We start from the raw sequence: 13,553 nt of genomic DNA on the forward strand, positions 1-13,553 counted from the left end.
TAGTTTTCAATATATAAAACTAGGTTTCAATATATGAAACCAAAATGGAAGCTTAAGGGAGGAAACCATGCATTCCATGTTCAAGCGCACTGCGGCTGCTCTAGCGGCTAGTGTGGCACTTGCTGCGCCCGTTGCGGCCGAGCTGACCGGCGAGCTGCGGATTTTCCTCGATACATCGAACCCGGCGCCGCGTGCGACCATGGAGGCGATGATCGAGCGGTTTGCGGCCGAGCACCCGGGGCTTGAGATCGAGACAACTGTGATCGACCGCGAAGCCTACAAGACCCAAATCCGCAACTTCCTGACGGCGGACACGCCTGATGTGGCAACATGGTACGCGGCCAACCGCATGAAGCCTTATGTCGAAGCTGGTCTGTTCGAAGACGTCTCGGACCTTTGGGCCGAGCCCGAGATTGCTGATAACCTTGCCTCGACCAAAGGTGCGATGACCATTGATGGTAAGCAATGGGGCGTGCCGTATACTTACTACCAGTGGGGCGTTTACTACCGTAAAGACATCTTTGATGAGCTGGGCCTGAGCGAGCCGACCACCTGGGAAGAAGAACTGGCGAACTGCCAGAAGATCGTCGACTCCGGCCGTGCCTGCTATACCATTGGCACCAAGTTCCTGTGGACCGCCGGTGGTTGGTTCGACTACCTGAACATGCGCACCAATGGCTATGACTTCCACAATCAGCTGGCCAATGGCGAAATCAGCTGGGAAGACGACCGGGTCAAGCAGACCTTCGCCAACTGGAAGCAGTTGATCGACATGGGTGCTTTCATCGACAACCACCAGACTTATAGCTGGCAAGAGGCCCTGCCCTTCATGGTCAACGGCGAAGCCACTGCGTACCTGATGGGCAACTTTGCTGTAGCGCCGCTGCGCGAAGCAGGTCTGACCGATGATCAACTGGACTTCTATCAGTTCGTTGCCATCAACCCCGATGTCGAATTGGCAGAAGACGCACCGACCGACACCTTCCACATTCCGGCCAACGCCTCGAACAAGGAAGCCGCGCGCGAGTTCCTGCGCTTCGTTGTTTCGGCCGATGAACAGACCGAGATCAACAATGGTGCAAACCTGGGTCAGCTGCCTGTGAATGCGCAATCCTCGGTGGATGACGACAAGTTCCTGCAGCAGGGCTTCACCATGCTGTCGTCGAACAGCCCAGGCGGCGTTGCTCAGTTCTGGGATCGTGACGCGCCTGCGGAAATGGCCAAAGTGTCGATGGAAGGTTTCCAGGAGTTCATGGTCAAGCCGGACGATGCTGACCGTGTTCTGGCCAAACTGGAACGAGCGCGCCAGCGCATCTACGACAACTAAACGGATCAGGCCGGGCTGAAGCCCGGCCTACCCAAAATGCTATCGCAAGGCGGGCGTCGGCCCGCCTTCACCACAACAAGCCCGGAATGCCGACATGACCATCGCCGCAGACGCTCCAGAACAGGAAAGCTGGTTCCACCGCAACCAACAGCGCATCGCGCCGTGGCTGTTTCTGGCCCCGGGTCTGCTGTTCTTTATGGTCTATGTGATCATCCCGGTTTTCCAGTCCTTCAACCTGTCGCTTTATGAATGGGACGGGCTGGGCGCGGCGGAATATGTGGGCTTCCGCAACTACGAGGACCTCTATTGGGAATGGGTTGATCGGGATGCATTCTATATCTCGCTGAAAAACAACCTGATCTGGCTGCTCCTTTACTTGCTGGCAATCCCGGCGGGCCTGTTCATTGCCCTGTTCCTGAACCAGACGGTCTGGGGCATCCGTCTGTATAAATCGTTGTTCTTCTTCCCCTTCGTGATTTCTCAGGTCGTTGTCGGCCTCGTTTTCACATGGTTCTACGACCCAACCTTCGGTCTGCTGAACGAGTTCCTTGGCTTCTTTGGCATGGGCCCGCTCAACGTACTGGGCGATGAGAGGTTTGTGACATACGGCATCATCTTTGCAGGTCTTTGGCCGCAGACGGCCTATTGTATGATCCTCTACCTGACCGGTCTGAATGCCGTCGACCCTGAACAGATCGAGGCCGGACGGCTGGACGGTGCGAAAGGCGGCAGGATGCTGTGGCATATCATCCTTCCGCAACTGCGCCCTGCGACCTTCATCGCCTTTGTTGTCACCATCATCGGCGCATTGCGGTCTTTCGACCTGATCTCGATCATGACCCAGGGCGGTCCCTTTGGATCGTCTCGCGTGCTGGCCTACTACATGTTCGAAGTCGCCCTATCCGAATATGGCTTCCGCATGGGATATGGCGCTGCCATCGCGGTGATCCTGTTCCTGATCATGCTCTGCTTCATCGCCTACTTCCTCTGGTCGATGTACCGCGAAGAAAAGGGGCACTGAGATGTTTCCCAAACCCATCGAAAAACAACCCCGAGCGGCGCAGATTACCTATCAGGCCATGCTGCCATTGGCGTTGCTACTGTGGCTAGGGCCACTTCTGGCGGTTGCCCTGTTCTCGGTCAAACCCGCCGCGGATTTCACCAACGCAAACTACTGGGGTATGCCCTCCAGCTTTGAGGGCGCGTTCAACTACGGGCAGGTCTTCTTCAACTCGGATATGCCGCGCTATCTGATGAACTCATTCCTGATCACGGTGCCAACGGTGATCGGGTGCGTGGCGCTCAGTAGCATGACCGGCTTTGCGCTGGGGATCTACAAGTTCAAATCGAACCTCTGGATTTTCTTCATGTTTGTTGCGGGCAACTTCGTGCCCTTCCAGATTCTGATGGTACCTGTGCGCGACCTGACGCTGGAGCTGGGTCTTTACAACACAAAAACCGGGCTTGTGCTTTTCCACATCGCCTTCCAGACCGGGTTCTGTACCCTCTTTATGCGCAACTTCATCCGCGCCCTGCCCTTTGAACTGATCGAGGCCGCACGGGTCGAGGGCATCAGCGAATGGCGCATTTTCTGGTACGTTGTGCTGCCGCTGATGAAGCCTGCAATTGCCGCGCTTAGCGTGCTGATTTTCACCTTCATCTGGAACGATTACTTCTGGGCTGTCGTGCTGACCCAAGGGGCAGAAAGCCAACCTGTCACCGCAGGCATCACCAGTTTCAACGCGCAATTCCGCGCCGCCTATCAATTGATGAGTGCCGGTTCTATCGTAGCGGCCCTGCCGCCGGTGGCCATGTTCTTTCTAATGCAGAAACACTTCATCGCGGGTTTGACCCTCGGTGCCGTAAAATAACGTCAAACCAAAGGTTTGCCTCAATGACAAAGATCGCCTTCATTGGTGCGGGCTCCACGATCTTCATGCAGAATATCGTGGGCGACGCGCTGCTCACCCCTGCGCTGGCCGACAGCCATTTCGCGCTGATGGACATCAATCCAGAACGTCTGGCCGAAAGCGAATCCGTGGCCCGCGCTATGATCCGCTCGGTCGGCACGGGTGCGACCGTTTCCACACACACCGACCGCCGCGCGGCGCTGGACGGGGCGGATTTTGTGATCACCGCCTTCCAGATTGGCGGGTACACGCCTTGCACGGTCGCCGATTTCGAGATCCCAAAACAATACGGTTTGCGCCAGACTATCGCTGATACGCTGGGTATTGGTGGCATCATGCGCGGATTGCGCACGGTTCCGGTTCTGTGGGACGTCGCGCGCGACATGATGCAGCTCTGCCCCAACGCGACACTGCTGCAATATGTAAACCCGATGGCGATCAATACATGGGCGCTGGCTGAACGTTTCCCGACCCTGAAGCATGTTGGCCTCTGCCACTCGGTCCAGAATACCGTCGAAGAACTGGCCCATGACCTGGACCTGCCCAAGGATGAATTCCGCTACAAGGTCGCGGGCGTCAATCACGTCGCGTTCTTCCTGAAACTGGAACATCAGGGCCGCGACCTTTACCCGGCTCTGCGACAAGGATATGCCAGCGGGCGCTTGCCCAAAGCTCCACTGTTGATGCCCCGCTGCCCCAACAAGGTGCGGTACGAGGTAATGGATCATCTTGGTTACTTTTGTACCGAAAGCTCCGAGCATCTTGCCGAATACGTTCCGTGGTTCATCAAGGACGGACGCGAAGATCTGATCGAGCAGTTCTCGATCCCGCTGGACGAATACCCCACCCGCTGCATCGAGCAGGTTGAAAGCTGGAAAGAACAAGCCAAGACACTGACCGATGGTCGGGATATCGAAGTCTGCCGCAGCCATGAATTCGCTGCCGACCTGATGAACTCCATCGTCACCGACGCGCCCTATGTGGCCTATGGCAACTTGCCCAACAATGGCCAAATCCCACAATTGCCTTTGGGTGCCGCGGTCGAAACCCCCTGTCTGGTAGACAGCAACGGCGTGCAGCCTTCGGTGGTTGCCGATATCCCTCCTCAATTGATCGCCCTGATGCGGACCCAGATCAACGTGCAGGAACTGACGGTGCGCGCGCTGGTTGAGCAAAACCCAGAACACATCTATCACGCCGCAATGATGGACCCGCACACCGCCGCCGAACTGGACTTGCGGCAAATCCGCAGCCTTGTCACCGACCTGCTGACAGCTCATGCCGACTGGCTGCCGGATTGGTGCCGCCCGGCCCGCGCCGCTTGAAAGGCCCCGCATATGACGAAGAAACGCCGTTCACAGCATTGGTACGGAAAACTCGACAAGGATGGCTTCATCCACCGATCGTGGATGAAGAACCAAGGCTTTCCCGACCACGCCTTTGACGGGCGTCCAGTTATTGGCATCTGCAACACCTGGTCCGAGCTAACCCCCTGCAATTCGGGCCTGCGTGATCTGGCCGAGGGCGTCAAACGTGGCGTTTGGGAGGCCGGGGGCTTCCCGGTCGAATTCCCGGTCATGTCGCTAGGCGAAACCCAGATGAAGCCCACCGCCATGCTGTTTCGTAACCTGCTGGCGATGGATGTCGAGGAATCGATCCGCGCCTATGGCATCGACGGTGTCGTGCTGCTGGGCGGTTGTGACAAGACCACACCGGGGCAGTTGATGGGTGCCGCTTCGGTCGATCTGCCCTCAATCGTTGTCAGTTCAGGACCGATGCTGAACGGCAAATATCGCGGTCAGGACATCGGCTCCGGCACCGATGTCTGGAAGTTTTCCGAGGCCGTCCGGGCCGGAGAGATGACCCTGCAAGATTTCATGAACGCCGAATCCGGGATGTCCCGCAGTGCAGGTGTCTGCATGACCATGGGCACAGCCAGCACCATGGCCTCGCTGGTCGAGGCGATGGGCATGTCCCTGCCCACCAACGCCGCCCTGCCTGCCGTCGATGCGCGCCGTATGGCGCTGGCGCATCTGACCGGCAAACGGATTGTCGAGATGGTGGACGAAGACCTCAAACCGTCGGACATTCTGACCAAGGAAGCATTCGAGAACGCCATTCTGGCGAACGCTGCTGTGGGCGGTTCGACCAACGCTGTGGTCCACTTGTTGGCTTTGGCGGGTCGTGTCGGTGTGGATCTAACCCTGAAAGACTTTGAAATTGGGTCGGACATCCCACTGCTGGTCAACTGCATGCCTTCGGGAAAATACCTGATGGAGGATTTCTGCTATGCAGGCGGTGTGCCAGTTGTTCTGAACGAGCTCAAATCCTTCCTGCGACCGGCCAAGACAGTTTTGAATAGGGACATCTCGGCCCATTACGATGGGGCTGAATGCTTCAACACCGACGTCATCCGCGCCTTCAACGATCCGGTAAAACCTGCAGCAGGCTTGCGTGTTCTACGCGGCAACCTTGCACCCAACGGGGCCATCGTGAAGCCTTCGGCAGCCACTGACGAACTGCTCGAAACAGAGGCCGAGGCCTATGTGTTTGAGAACATCGAAGACCTCAAAGCCAATATCGACCGCGACGATCTACCGGTGACACCCGAGACCATTCTGGTCCTAAAAAGCTGCGGCCCAAAGGGCTATCCCGGCATGCCTGAGGTCGGCAACATGCCGATCCCGGCAAAGCTGGTGAAAGAAGGCGTGCGCGACATGATCCGCATATCCGATGCGCGCATGTCGGGCACTGCCTATGGCACCGTCATCCTGCATGTCAGCCCCGAAGCGCAGGCGGGCGGCACCTTGGCGCTGGTCAAAACCGGTGACCGCATCCGTATCTCGGCCAGCAAGGGCGAGATGGAACTGCTGGTCGATGAAAAGGAACTGGACGCCCGCCGCGCCGCGTGGCAACCGGACGAACCTCACTATACCCGCGGTTATGCGAAACTTTATGTCGACCACGTTCTGCAAGCCGATCAGGGCGCTGATCTTGATTTCCTTGTCGGCAAAGACACCCGCCTTGTGACCAGAGAGAGCCACTGATGACCCAACCCGCTACATTCCACGATCTGAACGGGGCCTCGGTCTATATCACTGGCGGCGGCTCGGGCGTTGGTGCGGCGCTGACCGATGGGTTTCTCGCGCAAGGGGCGAACGTGGCCTTCATCGGCCGCTCGGATGCTAGCGCCTTTGTCGAGGAGATGCGCGAGAAACACGGGCGCGCGCCGCTGTTTATGCAGGGTGATATGACCGACACAGAACTGCTGCATGCCACAATGCAAAAGGCAGCCGAGGCACATGGTCCCTTGGATGTACTGATCAACAACGCGGCCAATGACAAACGTCATTCGCTAGACGAATCCACAACCGAGTTCTGGGACTGGATGATCGAGGTGAACCTCAAAGCCTATTACTTTGCCTGCCAAGAAGCCGCACGCCAGATGCAGGACAAAGGCGGTGCGATCGTCAATTTCAGCTCGATCAGCTATATCATGGGCAATGCGGGCTATCCGATCTACACAACCTCGAATGCGGGCATCACGGGCATGACACGGTCGCTGGCGCGCGAATTGGGCCCGCAAAACATCCGCGTGAACGCTCTGGCCCCCGGCTGGGTCCTGACGCAGAAACAACTTGATATGTGGGCCACGCCCGAGGATCTGGCTGCCCATCTGGACCGCCAGTGTCTGAAAGAACATCTAACACCGGAGGACATGATTGCACCAACGCTGTTTTTGGCCTCAAACGCAAGCCGCGCCATGACAGGGCAGTGTATGGCCGTCGATGGTGGCGTGGTGGTATCGGGGTGAGGATATGAAGGCGGAGTGGATTGCTGTCGATTGGGGAACCTCTCACCTGCGGGCCTGGGCCATGCAGGGCGACAGAGCAGTGGATCAGGCGCAGTCCGATCAGGGCATGTCGCGCGTGGCCAACGGAGGGTTTCAGGCTGCACTTCTGTCTCTAGTCGAGCCATGGCTGGGCGATGCTCCGGTCGATGTCATCGCCTGCGGCATGGTCGGCGCGCGGCAAGGTTGGGTCGAAGCACCCTACGCTGCCGTTCCGTCAGAACCGGTGCCCAATGTCCCGGTTCGGGTGTCAGACACAGACCCTCGCATTCGCGCCTTTGTTGTACCCGGCCTGAAACAGACGGAACCGCCAGATGTCATGCGCGGCGAAGAGACACAAATCGCCGGTTTTGTGGCTGCGCGACCCAATTGGGATGGGGTTTTGTGCCTGCCCGGCACACACACCAAATGGGTACAACTCAGCGCGGGTGAGGTTGTCAGCTTTCGCACCTTCATGACCGGAGAGATGTTCCAGCTGCTGCGCGGGCAATCCGTCCTGAGACACTCGGTCGGCGAAGGATGGGACGATGCGGCCTATGCTGAGGCGCTAGCAGACACGCTGTCAAAGCCCGAAAACCTGGCAGGTCGCCTGTTTGGTCTGCGTGCCGCTGACCTGCTGCAAGGGCAAGACGGGGCAATCGCAAGAGCGCGGTTGTCAGGCTTGCTGATCGGCGCTGAACTGGCTGCCACACGAGCCTATTGGCTGGGGCAACAAATGGCCATTATCGGCGCCGATCATATCGCCAATATCTATGCACAAGCCCTGAACCAACAGGGCGCGTTTGTGGAAACCGCCGATGCCACAGAGGTCACCCTGGCCGGGTTGGCGCAGGCCCGCAACCTGACGAGGCAAACCGCATGAGCCGCCCGATCATCACCATTCTGCGCGGATTGCAACCGTCCGAGGCCGAAGCGGTTGGCCGCGTTATCATCGATGCGGGTATCGACCAGATCGAGGTACCGTTGAATTCGCCCGACCCGCTTGAAAGCATCGGCCAATTGGCATCAGCCTTCGGAGACACAGCGCTCGTTGGCGCCGGGACAGTCCTGACTGTCGAACAGGCCGAAGACGTTGCCCGTGTGGGCGGCAAACTGATTGTTTCACCAAACTACGATGCCGAAGTGATTGCGCGTAGCGTAGAATTGAACATGCAAAGCTGGCCGGGCGTCTTCACCCCCACCGAAGCTTTTGCGGCGCTGAAGGCAGGTGCGACCGGGCTAAAGCTGTTCCCCGGCGTGATGGCCGGGACAACGGGTTTGGCCGCATTGCGCCCTGTTTTGCCAAAAGGCACGCTGGTCTACGCTGTCGGCGGTGCGGGTCCAGAGAACTTCGGCGACTGGATCGCCGCTGGTGCGGATGGGTTTGGCATCGGCTCGGCGCTCTATAAACCGGGGATGAGCCTCTCTGAAATTGCCGACCGCGCGCGGCAGATCGTCAGCGCCTATGACGCGGCCATCGGATGAGTCAGGTATTTGACAACCGCCCCTGTGATTTGGGGGAAGGGCCTTTATGGCACCCTGAACGGCAGCAGCTTTTCTGGTTTGATATCAACAACAAACGTCTGATGACCCGCGAGGCGGACGAACAAAACAGGTGGGATTTCGCGGAACATGTCTCGGCAGCGGGTTGGGTAGACAAAGATACTCTGCTGATCGCATCCGAGACCGGGTTGTGGCGATTTTCGCTAACCAACGGTGAGAAGAAGCACGTCTGCCCGTTGGAAGCGGATAACCCCATTACCCGATCCAATGATGGGCGCGCTGATCCGTGGGGCGGTTTCTGGATTGGAACCATGGGCAAACAGGCCGAACCACATGCCGGATCGATCTATCGGTTCTGGCGGGGTGAGCTGCGCCGTCTGGTTCCAAACGTCACGATCTCAAACGCAATCTGCTTCGCGCCCGACCGCTCTTGCGCGTACTATACCGATACGACGACACAGAAGGTCATGTATTGGGGGTTGAACCCAGAAACCGGTTGGCCTGAGGGGGAGGCTTCGGTTTTTCTGGATTTCCGCGAAGAGGCGTTGAACCCGGATGGAGCAGTTGTCGACGCAGCTGGCCATATCTGGATCGCACAATGGGGCGCGGCGCGGGTTGCGTGCTATGATCCTTTGGGGCAGTTTCAGCACGCGGTGACATTTGACGCCGCACATACTTCGTGTCCCGCCTTTGGCGGAGACGATTTGAACACGCTTTTCTGCACAACGGCCCGCGAAGGGCTGAGTGCTGAGACGCTTCGAACTCAACCCACGAACGGAATGACCTTCTTTGCCCCGAATGCGGGGCAAGGCCAGGCAGAGCACAGAGTCCTTTTATGAAACCCGAACTTGGCGTTTGCTATTACCCCGAACACTGGCCCGAGGCTGTTTGGGCCGAAGATGCCGCGCGCATGGTTGAGACCGGCCTGCGCTGGGTCCGGATCGGAGAATTCGCCTGGAGCCGGATGGAGCCGTCTCCGGGTGAACTGCAATTCGATTGGTTAGACCGCGCAATCGAAACGCTGGGCGCGGCAGGGTTGAAGGTGGTTCTTGGAACACCGACGGCCACGCCACCCCGCTGGATGCTGGACAAGCACCCCGACATGCTTGCGGTCGATGTACAAGGTCAGCCACGTAAGTTTGGTTCGCGCAGACATTATTGTTTCAGCCATGCGGGCTATATCGACGAATGCGCCCGTATCACCCGGATCATGGGTGAACGCTACGGTCGCGATCCACATATCGCGGCCTGGCAGATCGACAATGAATACGGTTGCCATGACACGGCGCTCAGCTACAGCGCGCCTTCTCTGAGTGCGTTTCGGCAGTGGCTAGCAGATCAGTACGGCACAATCGAAGCGCTGAACGAGGCGTGGGGCAATGTATTCTGGTCGATGGAGTATAACCACTTCGACCAGATCGACCTGCCCAACCTGACTGTGACCGACCCAAACCCGTCTCATGTGCTGGCCTTCCGTCGTTTCAGTTCGGATCGGGTTGTGGCGTTCAACAGGGCTCAGGTGGATGTGCTTAGGCCGCTGACCGATGTACCCTTGTTGCACAATTATATGGGTCGCGTGTTGGAGTTTGATCATTTTGATGTCGGGGCTGATTTGGATATCGCCACCTGGGACAGCTATCCGATCGGGTTCCTTTCGGATCGGCTGGAGGATGATCTGGACCACAAGACCAGATATCTGCAACAGGGTGATCCCGATATGCAAGCGTTTCACCATGACCTGTATCGCACAGTCGGGCACGGGCGCTGGTGGGTGATGGAACAACAGCCCGGCCCTGTGAATTGGGCCCCCTACAACCCCGCGCCCTTGCCCGGAATGGTCCGCCTATGGTCGCTTGAGGCTGTGGCGCACGGGGCCGAGGTGGTCAGCTATTTCCGCTGGCGGCAGGCCCCCTTTGCGCAGGAACAGATGCATGCGGGCCTGTTAACCTCAAACAATGCGGATGCGCCTGCGATGGCCGAAGCGCGCCAAACAGCCGATGATCTCACGGCGTTGGGTGCGCTGGAACAGCAACAGGCGCAGGTTGCCATCCTGTTCGACTATGCCTCGGACTGGGCCTGGACAACACAACCTCAGGGGGCTGGGTTTGATTACTTCCGGCTTGTGTTCTCGGCTTATCGTGCGCTGCGGCGTGCAGGGCTGTCGGTGGATATTGTGTCGGCAAAAGCCATTCCACATGGCTACAAACTGATCCTGGCACCGGGTCTGGCAACGGTGGAGGATGATCTGGAACAGCGACTGACAGATGCTTGCGATCTTGCCATCCTCGGCCCCCGCAGCGGAGCGATTGCCCATGATTTCCAAATTCCGAAATCCGGACGGCCGGGTTTGGCGGGATTGGATTGTGATGTCGCACTGGTCGAAACCCTTCCGCCCAACGTCGACCGACCCGTGACCGGAGGCGGCGCTGCACAACATTGGATCGATAGGCTGACAGGCAGCGCGGCGGATGTGCTAAGTTTCGCGGACGGGACACCAGCGATGAAAGGAGCAGGCGGACTTTGGTATCTGGGCGGGTTCCCGGATACCCAGCTTTGGGACCGTATTATTGCGATGGCCGCAGAACAAACCGGCCTGACCCTTACGCCAATGCCCGAAGGCCTACGCCGCCGCGACACGTCAGAGCACACGTTCCTGATCAACTATGACGCCAATGTGGTGGAATGGGACGGCCACAAGATCGCGGGTTGCGATGTGGCGATCCTGAACCGCATACCGCCCGAGCAGAGCTAAATCCGTTCGGGCGGCAGCAGGTTCTCTTAGGCCAAAAACCTAGTCGTTTTGCAGGCTGTTGGGGTCAAAGACCCCACCAAACCCACTGTTGTTCGACGGCTGGCTTTCAGTGTCCGAGCTTTCGTCACCGCTCGCGTCATCATCCCCACCTAGCGTGTTGGGGGCAAAGACATTCCCAAAACCGCTGTTGTTTGACGGCTTCGGTGCGGTTTGAGTGCTGCCTTGCTCGGCCTCTTCCGCCTCGCGCTGTTTGCGACGCTCTTCGCGTTCCTGACGCAGCTGCTGGATACGCTGTTCAGCCTCCAACTGCTTTTGCGCGCGCACGTCCGCGATACACTGACCCGGATCATATGTGGTGGCGGTGCCAACCACAGTGATCGTCGCCACCGCAAACGCCACAACCAGAACCGCAGCCATATTCCCCGAGAAGAAGCCGGGCAATTTGATCTTGCCTGCCAGTTCTTCCACCGTGGCCTTTTTGCGGGCCGCGGCAACCAGTTCCTGACGTTTCAGCTTGGCTTCGTTCAGCAGGGCGAAGAACACGGTCAGCGCCACGATGATAAAGGCCAAGGCCGAGATCGAGGGCGTGATGCCATACCGCACCTTCTGAGCCAGCTCGATAGTCAGCGTCGGATATTCACCAAAGGTGAATGTGGTGGTGTTGTAGTTCTCGAACGAAGCGAGGAACGCCAGCACCGCCGCCGAAGCAATCGCCGGGCGCATGAAAGGCAGCAGGATCTTACGAAACGCCTGCGCATGGCTGGCTCCCAGGTCCAGAGCCGCCTCGGTCAGCGCGATGTCATAACGCTGCAGCCGCGCCACCAGCACCAGCATGCAATAGCTGGCGATAAAGGTGGATTGGCCAATCACCGTCAGGAAGATGCCATTGGACAGGAAGCTATCCGCCCCAAGCCCCAGCATCCGGTTGATCCGGTCCCAAAAGACCAGTGTCGAGATACCCAAGACAACGCCCGGGATCAGGATCGGTGCGATGATAACCGTGTAATAGGTCGCGCGCAGCTTGGGCCAAATCTGCGTCAACATCAACGCGCCCGCCAGACCCATCGCCACCGACAGAACAACTGTCCCGGCCCCAATGATCAGCGAGTTCTTGATGCCGTTCAGGATACGTTGATCCTGAAACAGCTCACTGAACCACTGGAAGGTCAGGCATTCCCACGGGGTCATCCTTGGAAAGCTGGGAGAGTTGAAGGCCGTGACCGACATGATCACCAGCGGCCCCAGCAGGTACAGGAAGAAGATTGCCAGATAGACCCAGATGCTTATGCGGAGGAAGGAATTGTTCATTTCCCGATATCCCCCATATTCACCTTGAACAGGCGCATCACCGCCAGCACGAACAGGATACAGGTCACCAGCAGCACGATGGCGTAGGCGGCCCCCTGCGGCCAGTCATTGTTGTCGTTGAACTGCTGGTAGATCAACTGCGTGAACCATAGCGAGGACGGCCCGCCCAGAATTTGCGGCGCGGCCAGCGCACCGGCGCTTAGCATGAAGACCATCGTACAGCCCGAACTGATCCCTGGCTTGGCATAAGGAATGACTACACGCCAATGTATCCGCCACCAGGGTGCACCCAGATCGCGCGCAGCCTCGATCTGGTTACCATCGAGGCTTTCGATCACATTATACATCGGGAAGATCATCAGCAGGATGTATGCATAGCCAAGGCCTGCATAGAGCGCGATGTCATTGCGGATGAAATCAAACGGCAAATCCCAAATGCCCAGACCCATGAACAGAGTGTTCAACACGCCGGTTTCACCAAAGATGATACGCAGAGCAAAGGCCCGCAGGATCTCGTTGATCCAATAGGGAATGATCAGCATGATCGCAAATATGCGGATGTGATTACCTTTGGATTGACCCAGATAATAGGCAATCGGATAGCAGATGATCAGGTTAAAGATCGTCACGCAAACCGCCGCCAGCAGCGTGCGGAAAAACACCCTTAGGTCGACTGCGTTGTAATCCTGGCTGCCACCTTCTGGCCCGTAGATCAGGTACTTGTAGTTCTCCAGCGTATAAACGTCCTTGGGCCCACCGATCTCGGGCGGGGGCAGGTTTGGACGGAATGAAAAGTCCAGCATCGATAGCTGAGGCAGAACGATCAGGCCGATGGTCCAAAAGAGGACAAGGCCCAGGATCAACAACCCCATGCCGGTGCCATTTCGGTTGAAGAATTCTTTCAGAAACTGGGGCATCTGTCTG

General features: G+C 58.1%; 12 protein-coding genes. 10 read left to right on the forward strand and 2 right to left on the reverse strand.

Going from position 1 to position 13,553, the window contains the following annotated elements:
* Nucleotides 1-67: 67 nt before the first annotated feature.
* The 10 genes from ACR0DH_RS07185 to ACR0DH_RS07230 all read left to right on the forward strand — a co-directional run bounded on the left by ACR0DH_RS07185 (nt 68) and on the right by ACR0DH_RS07230 (nt 11,321).
* Entirely contained in the window at nt 68-1,327 is a 1,260-nt protein-coding gene (locus tag ACR0DH_RS07185; protein ID WP_170534866.1) for an ABC transporter substrate-binding protein, read from the forward strand.
* A 94-nt stretch (nt 1,328-1,421) separates the two neighbouring features.
* Nucleotides 1,422-2,348: a carbohydrate ABC transporter permease gene (locus ACR0DH_RS07190; protein ID WP_170736103.1), complete on the forward strand. Its 927-nt coding sequence runs from the start codon at nt 1,422-1,424 to the stop codon at nt 2,346-2,348.
* A gap of 1 nt (nt 2,349) precedes the next feature.
* On the forward strand, nt 2,350-3,198 hold the full coding sequence (locus tag ACR0DH_RS07195; protein WP_480547991.1) for a carbohydrate ABC transporter permease: 849 nt from the start codon (nt 2,350-2,352) through the stop codon (nt 3,196-3,198).
* A 23-nt stretch (nt 3,199-3,221) separates the two neighbouring features.
* The gene (gene melA, locus ACR0DH_RS07200) at nt 3,222-4,562 is read left to right on the forward strand and encodes an alpha-galactosidase (protein ID WP_480547992.1); all 1,341 of its coding nucleotides are present in this window, start codon (nt 3,222-3,224) and stop codon (nt 4,560-4,562) included.
* Between the two features lie 12 nt (nt 4,563-4,574).
* A complete protein-coding gene (locus ACR0DH_RS07205) occupies nt 4,575-6,284 on the forward strand; it encodes an IlvD/Edd family dehydratase (protein ID WP_480547993.1) in 1,710 nt (569 codons plus the stop codon).
* Entirely contained in the window at nt 6,284-7,051 is a 768-nt protein-coding gene (locus ACR0DH_RS07210) for an SDR family NAD(P)-dependent oxidoreductase (protein ID WP_480544032.1), read from the forward strand. The genes ACR0DH_RS07205 and ACR0DH_RS07210 overlap by 1 nt, the downstream gene beginning before the upstream one ends.
* A gap of 4 nt (nt 7,052-7,055) precedes the next feature.
* Entirely contained in the window at nt 7,056-7,949 is an 894-nt protein-coding gene (locus tag ACR0DH_RS07215) for a 2-dehydro-3-deoxygalactonokinase (protein WP_480547994.1), read from the forward strand.
* Nucleotides 7,946-8,551: a 2-dehydro-3-deoxy-6-phosphogalactonate aldolase gene (locus tag ACR0DH_RS07220; protein ID WP_480547995.1), complete on the forward strand. Its 606-nt coding sequence runs from the start codon at nt 7,946-7,948 to the stop codon at nt 8,549-8,551. Before ACR0DH_RS07215 ends, ACR0DH_RS07220 begins: the two co-directional genes overlap by 4 nt.
* Nucleotides 8,548-9,408 carry an SMP-30/gluconolactonase/LRE family protein gene (locus ACR0DH_RS07225; protein ID WP_480547996.1) on the forward strand — a complete coding sequence of 287 codons (861 nt, stop codon included), beginning with the start codon at nt 8,548-8,550 and terminating at the stop codon, nt 9,406-9,408. Before ACR0DH_RS07220 ends, ACR0DH_RS07225 begins: the two co-directional genes overlap by 4 nt.
* On the forward strand, nt 9,405-11,321 hold the full coding sequence (locus ACR0DH_RS07230) for a beta-galactosidase (RefSeq protein WP_480547997.1): 1,917 nt from the start codon (nt 9,405-9,407) through the stop codon (nt 11,319-11,321). The genes ACR0DH_RS07225 and ACR0DH_RS07230 overlap by 4 nt, the downstream gene beginning before the upstream one ends.
* Before the next feature lie 39 nt (nt 11,322-11,360).
* Here the strand turns inward: ACR0DH_RS07230 and ACR0DH_RS07235 are convergent, their stop codons facing one another.
* Together ACR0DH_RS07235 and ACR0DH_RS07240 are read right to left on the reverse strand one after the other, a co-directional pair.
* Nucleotides 11,361-12,629, reverse strand: a complete 1,269-nt coding sequence (locus ACR0DH_RS07235) for an ABC transporter permease (RefSeq protein ID WP_480547998.1) — start codon at nt 12,627-12,629, stop codon at nt 11,361-11,363.
* Nucleotides 12,626-13,546, reverse strand: coding sequence for an ABC transporter permease (locus ACR0DH_RS07240; RefSeq protein ID WP_480547999.1), 921 nt, complete (start codon nt 13,544-13,546; stop codon nt 12,626-12,628). Before ACR0DH_RS07240 ends, ACR0DH_RS07235 begins: the two co-directional genes overlap by 4 nt.
* Between the last annotated feature and the right edge of the window lie 7 nt (nt 13,547-13,553).

This window comes from Ruegeria sp. I1 (genome assembly GCF_056532675.1).

What these genes read in the sequence shown, in the direction of transcription:
- ACR0DH_RS07185 (WP_170534866.1), top strand. Translation starts at nt 68, where the DNA reads ATGCATTCCATGTTCAAGCGCACTGCGGCTGCTCTAGCGGCTAGTGTG.
- ACR0DH_RS07190 (WP_170736103.1), top strand. Translation starts at nt 1,422, where the DNA reads ATGACCATCGCCGCAGACGCTCCAGAACAGGAAAGCTGGTTCCACCGC.
- ACR0DH_RS07195 (WP_480547991.1), top strand. Translation starts at nt 2,350, where the DNA reads ATGTTTCCCAAACCCATCGAAAAACAACCCCGAGCGGCGCAGATTACC.
- melA (WP_480547992.1), top strand. Translation starts at nt 3,222, where the DNA reads ATGACAAAGATCGCCTTCATTGGTGCGGGCTCCACGATCTTCATGCAG.
- ACR0DH_RS07205 (WP_480547993.1), top strand. Translation starts at nt 4,575, where the DNA reads ATGACGAAGAAACGCCGTTCACAGCATTGGTACGGAAAACTCGACAAG.
- ACR0DH_RS07210 (WP_480544032.1), top strand. Translation starts at nt 6,284, where the DNA reads ATGACCCAACCCGCTACATTCCACGATCTGAACGGGGCCTCGGTCTAT.
- ACR0DH_RS07215 (WP_480547994.1), top strand. Translation starts at nt 7,056, where the DNA reads ATGAAGGCGGAGTGGATTGCTGTCGATTGGGGAACCTCTCACCTGCGG.
- ACR0DH_RS07220 (WP_480547995.1), top strand. Translation starts at nt 7,946, where the DNA reads ATGAGCCGCCCGATCATCACCATTCTGCGCGGATTGCAACCGTCCGAG.
- ACR0DH_RS07225 (WP_480547996.1), top strand. Translation starts at nt 8,548, where the DNA reads ATGAGTCAGGTATTTGACAACCGCCCCTGTGATTTGGGGGAAGGGCCT.
- ACR0DH_RS07230 (WP_480547997.1), top strand. Translation starts at nt 9,405, where the DNA reads ATGAAACCCGAACTTGGCGTTTGCTATTACCCCGAACACTGGCCCGAG.
- ACR0DH_RS07235 (WP_480547998.1), bottom strand. Translation starts at nt 12,629, where the DNA reads ATGAACAATTCCTTCCTCCGCATAAGCATCTGGGTCTATCTGGCAATC.
- ACR0DH_RS07240 (WP_480547999.1), bottom strand. Translation starts at nt 13,546, where the DNA reads ATGCCCCAGTTTCTGAAAGAATTCTTCAACCGAAATGGCACCGGCATG.